This is a genomic window from Mesorhizobium kowhaii (assembly GCF_042431665.1).
GTDB lineage: Bacteria > Pseudomonadota > Alphaproteobacteria > Rhizobiales > Rhizobiaceae > Mesorhizobium > Mesorhizobium kowhaii.
Genome location: NZ_JBHLYT010000002.1, coordinates 1 through 19,120, shown reverse-complemented (window position 1 = coordinate 19,120; position 19,120 = coordinate 1). Strand labels below are relative to the sequence as shown.

At 58.4% G+C, this 19,120-nt stretch carries 15 protein-coding genes and 2 tRNA genes; 6 read left to right on the top strand and 11 right to left on the bottom strand.

The window, feature by feature from the left end; translation table 11 throughout:
* Positions 1-233 precede the first annotated feature (233 nt).
* Entirely contained in the window at positions 234-479 is a 246-nt protein-coding gene (locus ACFFNA_RS00830) for a hypothetical protein (RefSeq protein ID WP_111547647.1), read from the top strand.
* 127 nt (positions 480-606) lie between these two features.
* Here the strand turns inward: ACFFNA_RS00830 and ACFFNA_RS00825 are convergent.
* Positions 607-682, bottom strand: a tRNA-Gly gene (locus ACFFNA_RS00825).
* 196 nt (positions 683-878) lie between these two features.
* On the opposite strand from ACFFNA_RS00825, the gene ACFFNA_RS00820 reads away from it, so the two are divergent.
* Positions 879-1,124, top strand: coding sequence for a hypothetical protein (locus tag ACFFNA_RS00820; protein WP_111547646.1), 246 nt, complete (start codon positions 879-881; stop codon positions 1,122-1,124).
* 49 nt (positions 1,125-1,173) lie between these two features.
* Here the strand turns inward: ACFFNA_RS00820 and ACFFNA_RS00815 are convergent.
* A tRNA-Gly gene (locus ACFFNA_RS00815) sits at positions 1,174-1,249 on the bottom strand.
* 668 nt (positions 1,250-1,917) lie between these two features.
* Between ACFFNA_RS00815 and ACFFNA_RS00810 the strand changes: the two genes are divergently transcribed.
* Positions 1,918-2,253, top strand: a complete 336-nt coding sequence (locus tag ACFFNA_RS00810; RefSeq protein ID WP_378914869.1) for a hypothetical protein — start codon at positions 1,918-1,920, stop codon at positions 2,251-2,253.
* A gap of 253 nt (positions 2,254-2,506) precedes the next feature.
* Here ACFFNA_RS00810 and ACFFNA_RS00805 read toward each other — a convergent pair whose 3' ends face one another.
* Together ACFFNA_RS00805 and ACFFNA_RS00800 are read right to left on the bottom strand one after the other, a co-directional pair.
* Positions 2,507-2,644, bottom strand: coding sequence for a hypothetical protein (locus ACFFNA_RS00805; RefSeq protein WP_378914867.1), 138 nt, complete (start codon positions 2,642-2,644; stop codon positions 2,507-2,509).
* Positions 2,645-2,890: 246 nt separating this feature from the next.
* Entirely contained in the window at positions 2,891-3,109 is a 219-nt protein-coding gene (locus ACFFNA_RS00800; protein ID WP_146606166.1) for a hypothetical protein, read from the bottom strand.
* Between the two features lie 92 nt (positions 3,110-3,201).
* Between ACFFNA_RS00800 and ACFFNA_RS00795 the strand changes: the two genes are divergently transcribed.
* Positions 3,202-3,582, top strand: coding sequence for a hypothetical protein (locus ACFFNA_RS00795; protein WP_378914865.1), 381 nt, complete (start codon positions 3,202-3,204; stop codon positions 3,580-3,582).
* 708 nt (positions 3,583-4,290) lie between these two features.
* Here ACFFNA_RS00795 and relB read toward each other — a convergent pair.
* The gene (relB, locus tag ACFFNA_RS00790; protein ID WP_378914863.1) at positions 4,291-4,533 is read right to left on the bottom strand and encodes a type II toxin-antitoxin system RelB family anti-toxin; all 243 of its coding nucleotides are present in this window, start codon (positions 4,531-4,533) and stop codon (positions 4,291-4,293) included.
* A 111-nt stretch (positions 4,534-4,644) separates the two neighbouring features.
* Between relB and ACFFNA_RS00785 the strand changes: the two genes are divergently transcribed.
* Positions 4,645-4,923, top strand: a complete 279-nt coding sequence (locus ACFFNA_RS00785) for a hypothetical protein (protein ID WP_378914861.1) — start codon at positions 4,645-4,647, stop codon at positions 4,921-4,923.
* Between the two features lie 646 nt (positions 4,924-5,569).
* Here ACFFNA_RS00785 and ACFFNA_RS00780 read toward each other — a convergent pair.
* Complete coding sequence (locus ACFFNA_RS00780) at positions 5,570-5,956, bottom strand: DUF3427 domain-containing protein (protein WP_378914859.1); 387 nt, start codon at positions 5,954-5,956, stop codon at positions 5,570-5,572.
* A 231-nt stretch (positions 5,957-6,187) separates the two neighbouring features.
* Here ACFFNA_RS00780 and ACFFNA_RS00775 point away from each other — a divergent pair, with 231 nt between their 5' ends.
* Positions 6,188-7,492 carry a DNA cytosine methyltransferase gene (locus ACFFNA_RS00775; protein WP_378914857.1) on the top strand — a complete coding sequence of 435 codons (1,305 nt, stop codon included), beginning with the start codon at positions 6,188-6,190 and terminating at the stop codon, positions 7,490-7,492.
* A gap of 38 nt (positions 7,493-7,530) precedes the next feature.
* On the opposite strand, the gene ACFFNA_RS00770 is transcribed toward ACFFNA_RS00775, so the two are convergent.
* The 5 genes from ACFFNA_RS00770 to ACFFNA_RS00750 all read right to left on the bottom strand — a co-directional run bounded on the left by ACFFNA_RS00770 (position 7,531) and on the right by ACFFNA_RS00750 (position 18,993).
* Positions 7,531-9,510, bottom strand: coding sequence for a DEAD/DEAH box helicase (locus ACFFNA_RS00770; protein WP_378914855.1), 1,980 nt, complete (start codon positions 9,508-9,510; stop codon positions 7,531-7,533).
* Positions 9,507-14,999, bottom strand: a complete 5,493-nt coding sequence (locus ACFFNA_RS00765) for a DEAD/DEAH box helicase family protein (protein WP_378914853.1) — start codon at positions 14,997-14,999, stop codon at positions 9,507-9,509. Before ACFFNA_RS00765 ends, ACFFNA_RS00770 begins: the two co-directional genes overlap by 4 nt.
* Positions 15,000-17,963: a hypothetical protein gene (locus ACFFNA_RS00760; RefSeq protein WP_378914851.1), complete on the bottom strand. Its 2,964-nt coding sequence runs from the start codon at positions 17,961-17,963 to the stop codon at positions 15,000-15,002.
* Between the two features lie 71 nt (positions 17,964-18,034).
* A complete protein-coding gene (locus tag ACFFNA_RS00755) occupies positions 18,035-18,463 on the bottom strand; it encodes a very short patch repair endonuclease (RefSeq protein ID WP_378914849.1) in 429 nt (142 codons plus the stop codon).
* A 104-nt stretch (positions 18,464-18,567) separates the two neighbouring features.
* A complete protein-coding gene (locus tag ACFFNA_RS00750) occupies positions 18,568-18,993 on the bottom strand; it encodes a hypothetical protein (protein WP_378914848.1) in 426 nt (141 codons plus the stop codon).
* Between the last annotated feature and the right edge of the window lie 127 nt (positions 18,994-19,120).

Sequence of the window (19,120 nt, the reverse complement as noted above, 5' to 3'; positions counted from 1 at the left end):
ACGCCATCACCGGCCAGTCAGGCAGAGATGCGCAGACAGACAGCTCTTGGCATTCAAGACGCCATGAGGTCCGTCAATGGTCGATAAGGCTGCTGCCTGGCGTGCCTTCACCCTTTCCGCTGGCGGCGTCGTCATGCGCAAGATGGCGCTATCTATTATATTCGCCAATGCTAATATAAAAATGACGTGACGTCATGTCTGCGCGTCTGGGGATGCGCAATGGAGGGGTTCCAATGAAAGTGGCTATATTTTGCGCTGCTATCGTGATCGCTGCGAGTGGTGTCGCCGTTGCCAAGGAGAAGAAGGTGGCAGTCAGTGACGCTGCTGCCTTGTGCTCGACCAAACATTCGGCCAAGAAGCCGGTTCCAGAGTTGGACTGCAGTTTGACCGGAACTGCCACGTCGTCAGACAATGGCGCACAGCCGGCAAAGCCGCGTCTCGGATACGAAGCCAGTCCGTGGTTCACAATTGGCTTTTGACTTTCACTCTGTCGAAGGGCATTCGGCCATAACTGGTGGCTAATGCATGTCGCTCAAAACCGGGACCACTTTTGAGCGACATGCCCTAGAGGCGGGCTGCGTCACGGTGGCGGGCTTTTTAGGGCTTTGGTGCCCTCGGCAGGGCTCGAACCTGCATCTGCCCGGGAGAGGTCCCGCTCTGTCCTAGATTGAGCTACGAGCGCTAATTTTGGCAGGCTAAAAGAACAGGGTCGTTCGAGCAATTTAGAGATTGGGGTATCCGGCACATGCATTGGACGTAGGTCAAGGTGCGGTGAGCTGGCACTTTCGCCTGCTACCGAATGGTGGCGGGCTTTCCGTATGGTAAGTCTCGCAACAGCCATGGCAGATACCATGGTGCCCTCACCAAAGGAGGGATCGATGGTTTCGGCTATTGCAAGTCAGCATCGGCAGGTACCGGAAACTCAATTGAAAGCGGCAAAGCCAGAAACAGGCGAAGGATTTGCGCCAGGCAAGAGCGCCGACAGCGTTGGACATCGTGCCAAGGCAATGGTTGCCGAAACGGGCGACACAGATCCGAACTCGCAGGGCAACGCCGCTTCGAAGATCGCCAGAATGGACATCACAGTCTTGGCGCCGCCGCCCGAAGAAACACCTTTGGAATAGGCCAGACCCTAGAGGCGGGCTGCCTCACGGTGGCGGGCTTTTAGGACTTTGGTGCACTCGGCAGGGCTCGAACCTGCATCTGCCCGGGAGAGGTCCCGCTCTGTCCTAGATTGAGCTACGAGCGCTAATTTTGGCAGACTAAAAGAACAGGGTCGTCCGAACAATTAGAGATTGGGGGTAATCGGCACATGCATTGGAAGTAGGGGGCAAGGGGTGCGATGACCTGGCACTTTCGCCCGCTGCCTCACGGCGGCGGGCTTCTGCATAAAAGCGCAAAGGAACGAGTCGGCCAGCGTTCGCGTTATTCACGATTCGAACCGATGGAGGTAACCGTGAGGAAGCTGATACTCGCATCCGTGCTCGCATTTGCCACCACAGCCGCTGTCACTTCACCGACGCAAGCGCAATTTCTCTTCTCGCCCTTCGGGGGCTATTATGGTGGCTACGGAGATTTCCCCCTGCCATATCGCCACTATTATAGCCGGGATTACTACGGCGACCCATATTACGATCCGTATTATGCGCCATACCGCCCGCACTACCGATATCACCACAGGTATTACCATCGGTATTACTATCCACACCGGTATCACTACCGCCACCATTACTACTACCATCACAGGCACTACCACCACCATCACAGGCACCACTACCACCACAGGTACTATTATAGGTAGGCCATTGACGTAAGTGTCGGGTAAAGTTTCCGCAACGATAGGCCCGGTGGCGGGCCTAGTCCCCTTCGTGTGGCGCGGTCGAGCCGACAAGTTGGCATCGGCCGACGATTTCACCGTTGGGAGAGCTTGCCAGCCTGTCGGTCAGGGATGCTTGGCATTCCTCAAGCGATGAATACATTGCCGGCACCAAATTAATAGGCCGGCAGACCGAGGCATCTGGGCTGCATAAAAGCAAAATCATCACTGCCGAGGTCACTGGATCCATTCTTGCCGGCTCCCAGGTCGCACAAGACTTGCCGATAGTCGCAGGAAACCGTCTGGGAATCAAAGCGCGACGCGCTTGGCCAATTGTTGCCACCGCGAAACCCAAAGGTTTTTCATACCCCTCCGAAGCGGGACGTGGCACGGAATTCGCGACTGCATCGTCATATCAGGGAGAGGAGTCAAAATGATGCGTCAAGACGGAACAACAGCGCGAAAAGCAGCAACACGGTACGTGCCAGAATGGCGCCTCAACAAGAGAACGTTTGAGGTTCCGTACCTCATGAAGCTCGGCAACATTGGCCGCCAGGAAGCGCTGGCTTTGATCGCTAGGCATAATGGGGACAGAGACGAAATCACTGCCGAGCTGTTTTCGCAAAGAGGTCGATCACAATAGCTTTCAAAACACGATCCGCCTAAGTCGTTCTGACATTCTGCCCAGTCCTACGGGCTGACCAGGTTGCCATAGACGACGACATGATGCTCGACGAGTTCCGGCTTATTGATCAGGTAGTGATCGTCCTCGGGATAGTAGTAGGCCCGCTCAGGTTGTTCGCCCGCATAGGCCTTTACGGCTTCCATATCGGTCCACCAACTCAGAGCGCATGCCTACCTCTTTGTCAGTTGGCGACTGCAGGTGGCTGATGACCATGTACAGGCATTGCGCAGCAGGATGAGGGTACAACTTGATGAACTCAGGGACGCCATGCTTGAAGACATGGACGCCAGAGCAGAGACACTGTCCTCGGCAAACGAGGGCGCACTCTATGATTATTCGAGGCAACTCTTGGTACGCGCTGTACAGTATTTCGAGGCCGATGGTAGTTTTCAGTTAACGTTCGGCGGCGTGTAGCTCTCCCACCGCGATAGAGCGGTCTCGATGTCGAAGCGGGACGCCTCGAAGTTGGTGCCGGTGATGACCTTGTTTTTGCCGTCGATCAGCCGATACAGCTCGTCGTTCTCGACATCGTCGACAGGGTGGGTCGATCGCACCACCCGCAGCCATAGCGATCGTGCTCGATCGCAAACGTCCTTGACCCGGCTCATTTCTTCCTCCCGTCAGTCTCCGTGCTGCTCGAGGTTTTCATCGCACACGCGGTCTCGGCCGGGCCCGCCCGGGCTCGGTCGGTGCGGTCAACTTGCTCCTGATCTGTCCTCCCGTCAATGTCATCGCATCCAGTCAGGTCACCGATGAGGCAGAGAAAGCGCGATTGATCTATCGCTCGCATATGGCTGCAACCTCGTCCAGGGTGATATTTCCTGAGGGCCTCCTGCTCGGTGGCCCCAAGCGGCACGAGGTGTTCTCGCTTGCCCAAAACGGTCCGAAGTTCTTCAGGGATTTTGCGTCTGTAGCGCCATCCGGCTTTGCCGCGTATCTGTATGTGCTTCACGTCAATCTTCATGCTCAGGGTACCCCGCAGTGTATCGCGCAGTGTATCTCTGGGGAAGCGGAAACCCTTGCAATCCTTGGGTTTCAAGACATTTCTGATGATAGTGGCTCCCCGGGCCAGAGCCATTGAAAAGAATATAATAAGCAAATTCAACAAGTTAGCCGGTACACGTATTGCGCTTTGTATAGCAAAATGTATAGCTACCTTCGGCCTCCTAGCCAGCCAAAAATTCGGATTTTGAAACCGGTTGCAAACCCTATGGAACTCCTCTCACTTGCTGGCCTGCCGGAATGGAAGTGGCCGCGATTGCCAATCTACAACGGCTTCACACACGAGGAGCGAGTTCGCGGCTGGCAACTTGCACACCACTTCATTGACAATGGCTGGCTGGCAAAGCCCGAGAGGTGCTCGGTCTCGGGTGTCGCCAGCAACATCCAATATCACTCCGAGAATTACTATTCGCCATGGGCCCCAATCCCGATCTGCCAGCCAATTCACATGGCATTGCATCGGCGGTTCCGGCAACCCGATCCTTGGAACCGGATCGTAGAAAGGTACGCCGTAACTGGTGACGAGTGGTTTTGCGCACTCGCCCTGAAGCAAATTGACTTAGCCGCAATGCTACGCGCCCAGTGTCAGCACGGGGCTCATATCGTCGATGTCTTCAGGAGAGCCCCTTTCCCTCCGAACAATATTGCCGCTCTCCAGCGTGCCTAGCACTGCCCGCCACGACCCTATCGCCAGCCGTGGGGTCGGTTGGCAAATAGTTTGTGCTTGCTAAAAGTCACAAGGGTTGAGGAAATTCACCTCGTGCACGTTGCCCGCTCGCTGGCAGCGTCAATCCGGGCTGTCTTGGAGATCGCGCACCAGCGCAACCACATCCAAATCGATGATCTTGGCGATATCCATGAGTTCAACGAGATCGACTCGGCGCTCGCCGCTTTCGATATTCGCAATGAATGGCTGATGTTTGCCGAGAACTTTGGCGACCTCGGCTTGCGATAGCCCTTTTGCCCGCCGCTGACTTGCCAGCGCCGCCGCAATCATTCTGTGGCGTTCGGAGTGAACTGACTTCGGCATTGAACGGTTGACCAGTGATCAACCTGCCGGTAATCCGATATCTGGATTATCCAAAAATTAGATATTGCGGGCGGCACTACCGCCATCGCGGCAAGCAACTGCGGGGGAGAAATGAACCGGGCACTCGTCGGCACACTGTCTGCCATCAATGCTATCTTAGCGGTGGCCATCATTCTTATTTTCAGCATCCTCGGGAATGCCTTCCTCGGGCAGGGCGGAGGCGTCGTATTCGGGTTGATCATCGGCTTCGTGGTGGCCGCGATCTTCTGCGGCGGTCTCGCTGCGCTCTGTCTGATCGAGAAGCATCTGCGGGTACTCGCCGACGATCTTCGCAAGCAACGCAAGAAAGCCCCTGACTCTGCGCCAGGCCCGGAAAGAGCCGATTATTAGATAATCGTCAACGACTGATCGTGCGCTGGCGAAACGAAGACGGTCGCTTCGGGGTGGCCGGATTTAGCTTTCATCGAAAGGCTTTGGGTATGCCGTAACATGAGCGGAGTGGTTCTGAGGCCCATCTATGGAGCCTTTAGACCTAGCTGCTAACCTGCGCGCCCAGCACGGGGCCGGCATTGCCGACATTTTCCAGAGAGTCCCTTGCCCCGGCCGGTTCCTTCCGGCTCAATGGGGCTGACCCGGCCCGGGAGGGCCTATACGAGGCCTCATGGCGGTTGACAAATGGTTGGTGCCTGCTGGCCCGGCTAAGGGTAGGGGTTATATTCCTACCGCGGCCAAGTTCACTCGGGGTTATCTTGGAGATTTGCGGCAGTGCGATCAGTCACACGGGCATGTGTGCGTCCAGTGCGAAGCTCTTAATTTCAACTCGCTTCGGATTGTGAAGGAGGAAAGCGCTGGAGCAGGGGTTCTGTTAGGCCTAAGTCAGTGGCGAGAACCTTCCATTCCCCTAAAGCTGCCGCACAAGGCCTAGGCTCGGTAGGTCGAACGGCGCTTAGTGCGTCCGCCGCGATCCAGCCGGGTTTTGCACCCCGTTGCAAAAATTTCCTGACTGCGTTCACGCGAGCGCTTTGTCGGTGACGCTTCAGATATCGAACAACCAGGAAACCTTAACAGGCGTAACGTCCTTGATCTCGATTGCTCGTGCGCAGCCAGCATATGTGAACGGACGCCGATCCTCTTCACGGTAAAATACATGGACCGGGAGATTGCCATAGAGCAACTTGACGATCTGCGGCTGCCGAACGTTCGATCCGTTTTTCGCACGCCAAACCAGAACGTCTCCATCCCAATAATTTTCATAGTCGTGCCCCGTTCTCCCTGCTGTGCCGATATTGCAGAAAACATAGAACGCGCCTTCATATTCGCTGTAGCCGGTATCCCAGTTTCCGCCTCGCCTTTCGTGTGGGACATTCAGAGTCCCCTGCACGTGGGCCCGCGTGTAGGTTTGCCCAACCTCGAAAGCTGCCATGGCTGCCTTGCCCCGTTTTTAATGCCGAAGAAAGCGGCACTCTCGTCGATAATCTCGAAGCAGACAATCGATGCGTGATAGAATTGAGTTGTGTGATACTAAGAGCTGCCATTGCATGCGCTCCCAAATTAGTTCAGATGACTCCGACGCTGTTATCATCCTGCGAAGACCTAGAGTCGCAGATCACCGGCAAAAAAGGCCGCGAGAGGGGCAGAGACCATTCGGAGATTCGTGGATCTATTCGCGGGCTGCGGTGGGCTGTCCCTTGGGCTTTCCCAAGCAGGATTGAAGGGGGTATTTGCAATCGAGCGCGATCGGATGGCGTTCGAGACATTTTCATCAAATCTGGTCAGCGACATTTCGCCATCAGCCTATCGCTTCGATTGGCCGACGTGGTTGGAGCAGCAGGCTTGGGGGATTGACGACCTACTCCGCGACCATAAGGGCAACCTTGCTCAGGTGAGTTGCGACGTCGACATACTGGCCGGCGGACCACCGTGCCAGGGGTTTAGTTTTGCGGGAAGAAGGTCGGAGGATGATCCGCGGAATCTGCTCTTCAACAAATACGTTGAAGCTGTTGGGCTCCTGAGACCCTCGGCGCTGATCCTTGAGAATGTTCCAGGCATGAGGATTGCTCACCGGAGCGCCGTCGTAGTCGACCTCTTTGGTCAGCCGCAACCACAAAGGCAGTCCTTTTACCAGAGGCTAGCGGATAGCCTTGATGCGGTGGGCTACGATGTGGAGGCACGACTTCTCGACGCATCAAGTTTTGGGGTTCCTCAAAAGCGATCACGACTCATTGCGATTGGTATACGGAAGGATGTGGCCAGATCGCTGGAGGGTGGTGCTGGACGCGCTTTTGAGTGGATAGAAACAGCCCGCCAAGACCAGCTTCGCGACCTGCATTTGAGCGACGGAGTTACCGCGCGCGAGGCGATTTCCGACCTTGAGATAGGTGGCCGTCCACTTGCGATTTGCCACGACGCAGAGTCGCCCAAAGGCTTCTATGAGGCACTCCCTAGGCCTCCGTCCAGCGTCTACCAGAAGCTCATGCGTGAGGGCTCGAACGACACGCCCAACAGCATGCGGCTTGCGCGCCACAGCGATGATGTCAGAGATCGGTTTGCACGGATTCTGGCCGAGTGTCGAAAAGGCGTGCGAATGAATGACGAAGCCCGTCGTGAGTACGGCTTGAAAAAGCATCGCATCTATCCGATGGCGCCGAACGACCCAGCGCCAACCATTACGACTTTGCCGGACGACGTATTGCACTATTCCGAGCCTCGAATCTTGACGGTTAGGGAAAGTGCTCGACTTCAATCCTTTCCCGATTGGTTCAAGTTCAGAGGTAAATACACAACTGGAGGGGATCGTCGGACACGCGAGTGCCCCCGCTATACTCAGGTAGGGAACGCAGTGCCCCCGTATCTGGCGAGAGCTATCGGAGTGGCGATCCGAGCCACTTTGGATGAAGCTGAGATAAACAGCAGGATATTTGGAACACAAGAGCCGCACGTGACGGCCGCGGCTGGATGAATGTCCAACTTCTCAAGATGAACCGGTGGAGGATTACTTCAGGCCATGATCTCCACGAGGTCGGGTAGTGCCTTGGCCACCCTGCTGAGCAGGGATCCCACCGTGCTTGAAGGATCGCGTAACGTAATCGCAAGTGTGTCGATGGGACGTGTAATTGGGATCATGCACCAGCGCCAGGCGATAGCCTCAGCTTGTCTGGCTGCGTCTGGCAACTCCGTCCTTTTGGCGGCCGCCTGATCGACCAACGCCTCCTGCTTCTTCCGCTCCCAGAATCCATCAAAGCCGTCGAGCACCGTGGTCCAGCCTTCTAAACCTCGGCAGGACTCGTACTGGAGCACCCGCAAAGCGGTCACCGATCGCGGGAAGTTGCGCCTCGCGATTTCGTCGACGCCGTCCCATGCCTCCCACGATTTGGCTTCAAAGGCGCGGGCCAAGAGGCTGTACCTTCTGTCACCATCCTGAATCACCGTCGTTGGCATGACGCAATGGAGCATGTCGATGGGCATGTTTCCTGCGCGCAGGGCGTCTTCCAGCAGCGAATCTTGCAGGTCGGGCATTTGGTCGTAGCGCCCATGGATGACAAGGACCCTGCCGCCCGGCGCCCTCTGGTTCATGCCTACGTGCCAAGGCAACCCAGCCTCATCGGCAAATGCGTTTGCGAATGCGCAAAGGTTGGATTTCATTCGCAAGCCATCGTCGAGGTGGCGTCTCCCGACGTTCGGCGTGTTGGCGACGGAATCCTTCCAATTGGTGGCGGACCCACGAACTAACTGGGCGATGCCGTCTGCAAGCGAAATCGCATTGCCACCGTACAAACGCACAAGGAGATCCGCCTCTGGCTGCGGCCAGTCCTGTGCCTCGTCGACAAGGATTGCATCGAAACCGAACTCGAGCGGGTTAGCTGCTTTCAATCCAGCAACCTCCGTGTCACCGAGCGCACCCTTGCTGAAATAGTCGAGTGCTTCCTTGCAGCGGGGTAGGTAGTCGTCGAAGACACCTTCCTCATTGGGTGCCAAGCCAAGCTTGTTGAGCCATAAGTAGAGGAAAGACATAACTGTCCGAACGGCAATGCCGCCACCTTCGCCATCGCTTGGAATGGACATCAGGGCCAGCGTCCGCTGGATATCCGCGGCGAGCGCTGTGTTGTAGGTCAGGACGAGGGAGCGCTTTCCCTGGGCAAGATAGGCCTCGTAGGCCGATTGCAACAGCAGGACCGTCTTTCCAGTGCCACCGTGTCCCCGAAGATGGATGCGATGCTCACCGAGGAGCGCCGCGAGCTCCTTCGCCTCGGCGGGCCGCGCCGCAATGCGGTCCATCTTCTTGCGATCCAGCGAGGATGGCACGATGGACCTGAAGAGTGGATCCTCGAGTATCCTTTCGAGTGTGCCTTGGTCACCAGAACTTATCACAGGCCCGGCCGCTTGTTGCTGAATGCCATTCACCGTGGCCATTGCAACTAGAAGGCTCGTCGCGTCGAAATTTGCGGCGACGGCACCTGCAGCGGGCTGGATGCGGCCCCGGTCTTTGGGTAGCTCAGGAATGCCCGTGAGCATGACGCAACGGTAGACCCAAGGATTGGTCCCGGTCGTTTCCTGCAAGTATTGGGCGAGCGCGTATTTCTGGGCATCGTTCTGCCCGGTGGCGTCTTTCCAGCCACTTGGATATTTCGCCTTCACGCCGCCAGCAGAGATCTGCAGCCCTTTGTCTCCCTGGCTTTTCACCTCGATAGCGGCAACGAACGAGCGCACGCGGACCTGTTTACCAACGAGGCTGTTGCCATCGGCATCGCGTGCCTGGGATTTCGGGATGATGTAGTGCTTCGTCCTGAACAGGCCGACAACCACCACGTCAATGTCACTAACCTTGTGGCCGGAGATCTTCACGCTCGCGGCAATCTTCACGTGATTATCGGTATTAGGGCTGGTGTCTAGCCCCGGCCATGCTTTCGCAAGTGCCTCCTTTACAGCAATGGCCGCATCGTGTTCCGGCGTTCCTTCCTCTCCGATGACCTCGATCACGATTGAAGCCTCAGGTAGTGGGTTGCTGGCCGCGAGGCGAAGTCGCGGACGTCGACGAAGATGGGGTCGATACCCTGGAGGCGCAGCTGGTCACGGGCCTCGCGCTGCGCGGGTTGCAGGAAGCCGTCATTGACGTGCCAGAGTGGATGGCCAATGACGAGGGCCTTCCCCCCCCGCACGACCATGGCAAGGCCGGACTCGGAATAGTCGAAGGCCACCTCCATTCCTGCATCCTTGCAGAAGCGGGTAAACGCCTTGGCAGCAGCGTCTTCTGCGCCGTTTATCCACCGCCCTAGCTGGAGCGGATTGCCCAATACTAAGTCGGCGAGGTCGAGCGCAAGCCGCCAGTCCAGAATTCCGTGGCTGAAGCGGTTGGCGTAGTTGCGCAGGCAGTCGGGGCAAGACCGGTCGCAATCATGGGCATGCTTGGGGTCCTGCCACTTCTTCGCCACGACGTCATAGTAAGCGAGCAAGGCCGAGCGCATATTCGCGGGATCAGACGCCCAGCGCGCGTAGCCAGCGCCGTTCTCGAGCGCATCCGCGATAAAGACCTGCTCGGTCTCGCAACCATCCTTCTTGAGCAACTGTCGTCCAACCCTGAACTCAGCAGGGTCGACGTCGAGGGCGGTTGCGAGTGCAAGCTTCACGAACTCGGCGAACGAAGCGATCGCCGCACGTGCCGAAGGCTGGTTCTTGGCATCGAGCATGCCTTGGCGTCCAACGCCATCAGCACCGCCGATGTAGAAGCTGAGGACATCCGTCGTGAAGATAGCACCGACAGCACCGGTATCGAACGGCGTTGCAGCGGGTGCGTTGTCCCAGGGGGATTCATCCCGGTAGAGGCTGGGCTCCCGCACGGAGACAATTTCGTATGGTTCTTGGTAAAACTCGAAGAGGCGGTTGCCATTGTCGTTGATGACCGCGACTGCGCCCGAGTCGTGGGCCATCTTCATGGCCCCACAGCCCTCGTTGCCATACGCCTGCTCGAAGGCCCTAACCGGCGGCGGTAAGGCGCGGCCGCGTTGCCGTTGCCCATCGTAGTCCTTGCGCTTGAACCAGGAGAGGAAGCCGCGTGGCTGGTACAGAGGGAAAGGCCGCGATGGCGAGCCGCACATAGCGCAAACCGTGTCGGTAGTGGCGGCAATCGTGCCGCATGCATCGTCCGTGCAGCGCGTATAGGTGACGGGTCTGCCGAGTGGCTGTTGTTCATTAAACACGCCCGTAGGCCCTTCGCGCCGCAAGACAAAGCCAGAGACGGTGTTCAGCCGCTTGTCTTTAGGAATCTCCGAACCTGGCGAGAACGCCCAAACGGCGTGGTCGATTGGTCGGTCACTTATGACGACCTCATCTAGCTTGGACGCTCTCTTGTCCTGGAAGAGGCTGCGGACCTGCGTCGGAAAGCCGAACATCGGCAAGATGCCCGCGACCGCCAGACGGTGGCTCAGTTCCTCCTGGATCAGGCGTTGGTTCGAAGCGGCCGCGTCGATTGCGGGAACGAGCTCATCGCGGATGACCTTCGCGAGCTGGGCCGTGAACCCCGCGAGCGGCGTGTGCGCGGCAAGGCGCTCGACCACGCTGTCAACCTCGGTCGAGCTTGCGAGCCAGCTGGCTATTTGGCTGCGGTAGGTGGAAACCCATTCGCCGACGCGGCCGAAGATGCCATGGAGGCTTTCCTCATTACGCTCCGGCAATGGCGTGGCTTGGAGGAACGCGCGGCGCAGGCACTCGGCCGCAATAACGCGACGCACGATTTCCGGGCGCGACAAGTCGAGCTTCGGCTGGGGAGGCAGGTCGCCCGTCATGCGCTCGGGATTGTTGAAATAGTAATCATCGTGAGCAGCGCCTCGGGAAATCGTGACGGCATACGAGAACGCCTGACCAGCACGCCCCGCGCGGCCAACGCGTTGCTGGTAGTTGAAGCGCTGGGGCGGCATGTTGGCCATCATCACGAGCTTCAACGAGCCGATGTCGACGCCGACCTCCATCGTGGTCGTAACTGAAAGTGCGTCAAGTCCGTTGACCAGCGGCGATTCGCCGTCAAGGAACGCGGTGCCCTTGAATAGGCGCTGGCGGTTGCGCTGCTCGGAAATCGGCTTCGTCTGGCCGGTGAGCTCCGCCGCTGACAGCCGGTGTGGCGGCTCTTTCGAGACCCAGGCGTAGTAGTCATCGCCTGGATTGTCGACGACGCTGAACGACTTTGACAGGCAATGCGGCGTCGTGCAGACCGGCACTTCGATGGACATCGTCAAGCGCGAACAGCTGTTGCACCGGTGTAACTTGCGGTCGCCACGCGGCACTACGGCAAGTTTCAGCGTGGCTTCTTTCTCGATATGCAGGAGCCAGTTAGCATTGATGACGCCGAGGCCATCCAAGCGGTCGCCGATGGTGGTTCCCAATTCCGTTGGATCGCGGTTGAGATCACTGGCAACGCGCTCGATGTAGCTTTTGAGAACATTGGGCACGGCCGTCGAGTTGCGGGTTTTTTCGCCGACCATGTACTGCGCGAGTCCGAGCATGCGGATTACGTTGGAGATGACGCAACTTGCCTTGGCCTCGTCCATGCCGAGGTTTGTGCCATGCGTGCCGTCGACCTCGATGCGCGCGACTCCCATGGATTCCATATCGCGTCCGGCACGATCGAAAAGGGACTTTGCCAGTTGCGTGGAGAATTCCTCTACGAACCGTCGGCGCCCTTGTATTGCGACGCTGGGTGCGACCATCTCCCATTCATCGTTGGTAGGTGGGTCGAAGAACTTCCACCACGGAGTTCCGGTGTCGCGTCCGTTGTCCGTGGCTAGGCTTGCGGCTGGTCCGGCGGGATTCTGCCCGAGCCCGACCAAGGCGTCGCGCATGGAAACGACCAGCGTAGGCCAGCCGGTACGCTGGCTCGTGGCGGCGGCATCGTGGCGTGCGATTAGGTCCTTGCGTTGCTGCGTGGGGACGAACTTGTTGAGCTGCACCGCGTCGAAGATGCCGGGCGTGAGTTTCTCGGCGGCTTCGAAGATGGGCTTGAAGGCGGGGTCCTGGGTGTCCATCCCGATGAACTGCAATAGTTCGTCGCTAGTCGGGACCTTGCGTGGTTGGATCGTCGAGTAGACAAGCTGCCGCACCAGGTCGCGGAAGTGGTTTAGTTCAAGCCCGGCCGCCAAATCGGCCGCATCGTCGCGGCTGTCAGTGAAGGCAATCATCTTCTCGACTTGCTGGCCGTCGCCCGTAGAGTACATCGCGCGGTCGGCCACCAACTGCGTGGTGATGTTGAGACCGGTGCGGAGTCCGCGGACAGGACTGATGACGATTCCGCGGAAGAACGGTTTCCTGTTCTTGGGCATGGAATTGAGGCTGCGCTTGTCGCTCTGGCAGCACGGACAAACCTCGGGGAGCGCCGCGACGCTTTCATTCGCGGCAAGGTTGCCCGAAACGGCCAGTGTGAGGCCGGTCGCGGCCGAGGTGTCGGTGCTTAGCTCGCCTGAGTAGTGGTTGAGGGTACCTCGCTGGAACTGAAAGCGCACCTGCTTCTTGGATGGCGTTTCATGGGTCCAGGTCGCGCGCTGACCCTGGCCAAGCGTGCCGCTGGGCCAGTACCAGCGGAATTCATCCCACGTGCGCTCGTTGACCTGACTAGTCTTGTCAGTCGTGCCAGTTGGTGGCGTGGCTTCAAGGAACGTCAAGTTCATCGCGGCAAGTTGGGGATCAGTCGCTGGCACGATGTACCCGCCGAGGAATGCTTCCCCGCAGTCGTAGCAATAGAGCAGCTCCAGTACCTGGCCACCACATTCGCACTTCATCGCTGGTGACTTGAACAAGCGACCGAACTTGCGGCGTTCGGAGCGATACTCCTCCTGCACCTCTGTGCAGCCTGGATTGGAGCAAGCCCACATGCCTTGCACTTGGCGCAGGAACATGTGCGAGCGGAAGGTGGGCAGGGGCTCTTCAAATGCCTGACTGCCTTCCTTCTGTTCGAGCTTAGCAGCGATGAACAAGGCGGTGAGCACGTCCTCGTCAACATCCTTGCCGAACACCGCGCGCGACAACGCTGGGAGCGGGACGGGCCTCGTTACTTGCACGTCTTTGCCAGTAGTGGGATCGATCGTTGTTGCCTTGCCGGCCGTGGCGCAGGCAGCGGCGATGGCCTCGCGGGGCGAGAAGCCCATGCCCGAAAGTGCTTCCCTGGCCTCGTTCTCGGTTCCGCTCAGCAATTCCTTCACCCGGACTGCTTCCGGGTCGACCGGAAGCGAAGCAGGGAACTTCCGTGCCTCGCCAGCGAAGATGGAGAACGACTGCCGATCCACCCCGAAGAACTGTTCAAGGTACTCCTTGCCGGCCTCCCCATCCAGGGAGGCACTCGTGCCGATGCAACGCAGCTGCTTGGATCCCGGGACCAGACCTAGGCGGTCGAGCATGTTGCGGACCACAAGCGCGACTTCGGTGCCTTGCGTTCCGCGATAGCTGTGGAGTTCATCCACCACGAGCGTGAATGTGTTCGCGGGGTTTGATTGGAGCCATGACTTCGTCTGCTCGAAGATAGGCGCCTCGACATCGCGCATCAGCATGATGTTGAGCATGCTCGTGTTGGTGATGAGGATGTCGGGTGCGGCCGAGGTCATGTCCCAGCGCGTCAGCATCTCGCCGATGGAAGGATCCTGGAACTGGCTGCATGTCGTGAGGATGTCAGCCGTCAAACGGCCTTGGGATTCCATATGCTTGCGGATTGCCGCGACGTCGTTTTCTATGCCGAGGACTTCCCGACCGATTTCATTTATCCGCGTGCGGGCAGACGCATTGAGGGTTGCGGGTGGCGTAAAGGTAGAGCCAATCGTAGCGCCGGTATACCGGCCAAAATAGAACAGCGGTTTCCCGAATATATCCCGAGCGCGCGATGCGGCCTGCCGCAGGCGGGATATTTGGTCTTCGACCAGTGCGTTCGTCGGATACAGTACGAGCGCGCGGACAGCGGGCACGACTTGGTTGCTCGAAGACGTACGCGAGTGCCTCCATTGAGTGTCGTTGGGACCATACTCCTTAGCCCACCAACGGTTGAGCGTGCCAAGGCCAGCACCGTCTTTGCGCTCCTGCAAGAGGCTGGCGAGGAGGGGGAGCAGGAAACTTTCAGTCTTGCCGGAGCCAGTGCCAGAGGTGACCACTACGTTCCGCGCGCCGCTTGCGGTTCCCTTTGTGGCGGTCTCGAGGGACTGGGCTTGGTGCCTGCGTAGCTTCACAGGGCCTGTGGACCCGAAGACCACCCGTGCAAGGTGTTGGGCCACGAAGGGGTCGAGTCCCGCGCGCTTGCAAACGTCTTCGATTGGATCGGTGGAGGGATATTGTGGTATGGCCTCGATGAGCGGATTGCGTGACATCACGCCGTCGGCGAGCAGGATGTTCCGTCGTTCCTCCATAACCTTGGGATCGCGCATCCAGAAGGCGCTATCGTAGTATCGAAGGTAGGCTTCGCGGATGTAGTCTATTACGCTGTTTGGATTTGCGCTGATCATCTACACTTCCCCGTAAAGCACCTTCATGGTCGCCAGCCCGACTTCTGGGGTGACGCTGGTATGGATCGTTATGCCACGGTCCCTCGCCGGCAGCCGGCCGGAGCAAGCAACAAGGGCGCGTGAGAGGAGCCCGGGCGGTTCGCAGCCGAGTGTCGACCGGAACGCGTGCTTGCTCGCATCGTATGCGTGCAGCCGCATCCGCGACGCGCGCGCGGCGAGTAACTTGGTGATTTGGTATGGGCCGCCCTTGGCGGTTCCGTCGGCACCTACATATGCGTAGGCCTGGGAACCCTCGTTCCATCGGTAGCAACCGTTGCCACGGACCCCTTCAACGTCCTTCCAGTGTGCGGACTGCGGGTTGAACTGCTGGAGGTTTCTTGCGCGCCCTATGGATACCGGGACAAGGCTTTGTTCCAACGGCGGCATCGCGAGGCACGCACCCGCGATGGAAAGTGCCGGCTGCACGTTGATCGCAACCTGCCGGCCGTGCGGGTCATGGATTCCATCGATGGCTGTCCGCAAGACGCTGTCGTCGATGCCCTCGAAGAAGAGGGCCGAGGGCCCGCCACCCTGCGGCGCGCTTGAAAGTTTGCCTCCAGCATCCACCACAGCTTGCTGTAGCTGCTGGACTAGGTCGCCAGAACGGAATCCAGAAAGGAAGGCCTGCCTATCGCCGAAGAAGTTAATGGCAGGCGCAGGCACACTCCACGACCGGATGGCGCTGGAACCTGGCCTCAGCTCGACATCAACGAGGCCGAGTGCCGCGTATTCTTCGGCAACCTGTCGTGCGAATTGCGGTTCCGTCGTAAGCGCATCCAGCAAGGCCACGAACTTGCTCCACGATCCGCTACCGAAGAATGACAAGGCATCTAGGAGCAAGTCGTGGTCGACTGGATGAGTGTCATCGTTCGTAGGCAACGGCATGGGAGGGAGTGGTATGCGGGCAGCCAAGGCCGCCGCCGGCAGCACCTTTTTCCTTTGCCGGTACACGATGACCAGCGATTGTGAACAGCTCGTGCAGCGTCCCTCGACCGGCGTCCCGCGTGGCGTGTCCGCGGGAATCATGGGGAAGCGCCAAACGTGGTAGCCGTTCTCTATGCACGCTTCGCGGGCCACATGTTGCTCGACCGCACGCGAGTAGGTAGCATCCTGGACATCTTCCACAGCGCCGCCTTCGGGTAGCACGGCGGCCGGTTCACCGCTTCCTTGGTCGACCTTGCCTGGATGCGTGACCTCGCCCGCGACCGACATGCCACGGACGGCAACCGATGGCGTGAACGCGGGCTTGCCCGTTGACAAGATGGAGGCATATTCCAATTGGCCGCGGCCATCGCGATGCAACGGCGTGGGATTGTCTGCGTCCCTGAAAAAGACCTCCGTTTCCTCAACTAGCTCCTCTCCCTCATAGCCACGCAGCACTAGGGCTTCGCCCATGTTGGAGCCAAGCCGTAGCTCGACTTCCTTGCCTGCCGATGGCGTGGACGCGATAGTGCCTTCCGCAACTGGCGCGGCTGCCTCGAGGCGCGCGGGTCCGGCTGGCACGGCAAGACGAGCAACCGGACTGGACTTGGAATGGTAAAAGCTAGGCAGTAGCTGCAAGCCGCCTTGGAAGTCGAGGACGCTGCCTTCGCCGAACGGCACAAGGCATTCGAGGTCATATGAGTCCGGGTGAATATCTGTCCGGCTGATCTGGACGTCGCCATAGAGTATCCAGCCAGCGGGCAGGCCCTTAAGCTTCCCTGCCGTTGCAATAGTCGGCAGCCGCGACGCTGCCTTCATAAGGTAGGACTCCACCATTTTTGGCAGTCTGCCTGTATCGCGGACAAGCAGGAGGTGCTGTACGCCGAAGCCTACTCGCGTTGCCTCGACCCATAGGGCGCCTTGTTCCGGCTTGGCGAAGGGGACGACCAGTCGTGGTTGCCATTCAAGCCTGCGGGCGGAGCCGATTTGCTTGAACGCATGCAGCTGCCCGAGCGCCGCGTCCCCGGCGAGGAATGGTGATGGGCTAATTGTTGCGAAGTTGCCGAATTCGTCGTTGGCTATCTGAAAGGACCCGACTTCATTCACAAGGGTCGCTGGGCTGGCTTCCTCGCCGAGGTGGCCAAGATGGAGTTCGAGGACTGGGCCCGCAAGCCGCGGGACGAGGTTGGCGAGCAGCGAGAGCCTTGTCGCGCGTGCCTGCGTTCCTGCTATGGTCGTGCCCGAGCCGCTGTTCCAGCTGGCAAGCTCCGCGATTGCGGCCTCGGCTACACGCTCTCTTAGCTCACGCTTGCTCCAGGCGTTCTTGAGGCGCGCATTTGGCCTGCTCGTCAGCATCCAGTTGGCGAGGTAGTGGACCATGTCCCGCTTCGAAATCGCCTCGCTTCCAGAGAATCCGAAGCCCTCGAACAGGTCGTGAAAAAGGTCCCGGTCGCTTGCGCGCACAATCGCTTGCGAGATCGACCATCCGACGTATCGCCATGTCGAACTCATTGGTCGTGCGGTTGGGCGTCCAAGGAGATGGTTGTTGGCCACGAGCCAATCGTTCAACGCGAGCCAAAGGGGCTCGGGCGAGTTGCGGTAGCGCTTCAGGATATCGCGCTCGATGCCGGTGACTTGCGAGAGCCGGTAATAGTAATTGCTGTTGGCGAAGTCACCCTCGGCTTCCATAAGCTCGGCGGCGTAGGCCAACGAAAAGAGGAGCGCTGAGAACGGCGGTGGCCTCCGCATTCCAGACCGCTTCCATATCCGCGTGTCGAGAGCATACCTTGCGTAGGGGTCGCCCGCACGCGCCAATGTCGGCCTGACACTGTCGCAAATCGCGGATTCGGCCGTATTAGGGTCAATGCCAAAGCGCTCAGCGAACTCGCTGCGCATGCCGTTGTCCATGGACAAGTAAACGGGCTGCGCAGAAAAGCGCCCATCGAAAAAGATGTCGTTTATCGCGTCGTTGACCGACCCAAAAGATAGTGGCGTCACCGCCATCGCTCCCCCAAGCGCCTAAACTTCGATAGTGCTTGGGAAAAGTCTAGAGAAAAGTACTGCGGATACAGTTTTTATTGCGGTTCATTAGCTCTTACGATTAATGCAAGCAAATTCGCTATCCGTGCGACGTTCGTGGGGCCAAGCTCGCACTCCCAGAGGATTTCGACCCTCCAGCCTAATTTCTGGAGTTGCGCGCGAGCCCTCTGGTCTCGCGCAACATTGCGGTCGAATTTTTCTTGCCAAAAAGCTGTATTTGATTTGGGCATGTTGGCGACCCTGCAGTTCTCATGGCGATGCCAGAAGCAGCCGTGCACGAACACCGCGATACGCTTGCGCCGGAAAACGATGTCCGGCTTACCTGGCAGGTCCCTGTTTGCAAGCGTATAGCGCAAGCCGAGCCTATGCAGCGCCTTGCGAATTGATAGCTCGGGTGAGGTATCCGATGATCGGATACGGGACATGCGCTCCGAGCGCTCGGCGGGGGTGAGCGTGTCTACCATTGTTTTTGTTTAGGATGTCGTTGTCACAATTGGCATCTGTCGAAGGAATGGCGAAACTGTGACCGCGCTGGATGCCGAGTCGGAAGCGTGTTCGCTCAACAGATTTAATTGCGCAAAGCCTTTTCGATTTTTGGCCAAATTGTAATATTGTCGAAGCTGTAGCTATTCAGGCTATGCAACGGCGTAAACAATTTGAATTTGTGGAGCACTTTCAATATCAGCAGTGGCGGATTGCAAGACGCCATCAGTACGTCGGAGAGCACACCCCGGCTTTTGGCAACGCTGTGTTCTAATATCCTTTTTTCATGATTCGGAGACGCCGTAAAGAAATCGCCGTCGGATGAAAATAGCATCGAGACAGAATCAGCGGCGGGATGAACTATTGAACATAGTTCGGAGTAAAGGTTTTTTGCTTCAGATATTTTCATTTTTTCGATGTAGTCGACATACTCCCATGTAGGTCTGGCTTTGTGGCTAGCGGGAGCTTTTTCCAGCTTCTCTACCTTTCTTGCGTGTGTGAAATGGACCAAGGCATCTTCAAGGTCGCCTGCGACTAGCCCGTCTTATTCATGAGCGCGATTGCGCGTTTGCCGCCAGCGAGCCGGCGCGGATGGTTGAGGCGGCTTTTTCACCGCGACTTGGGCTGGACTTGTTGAA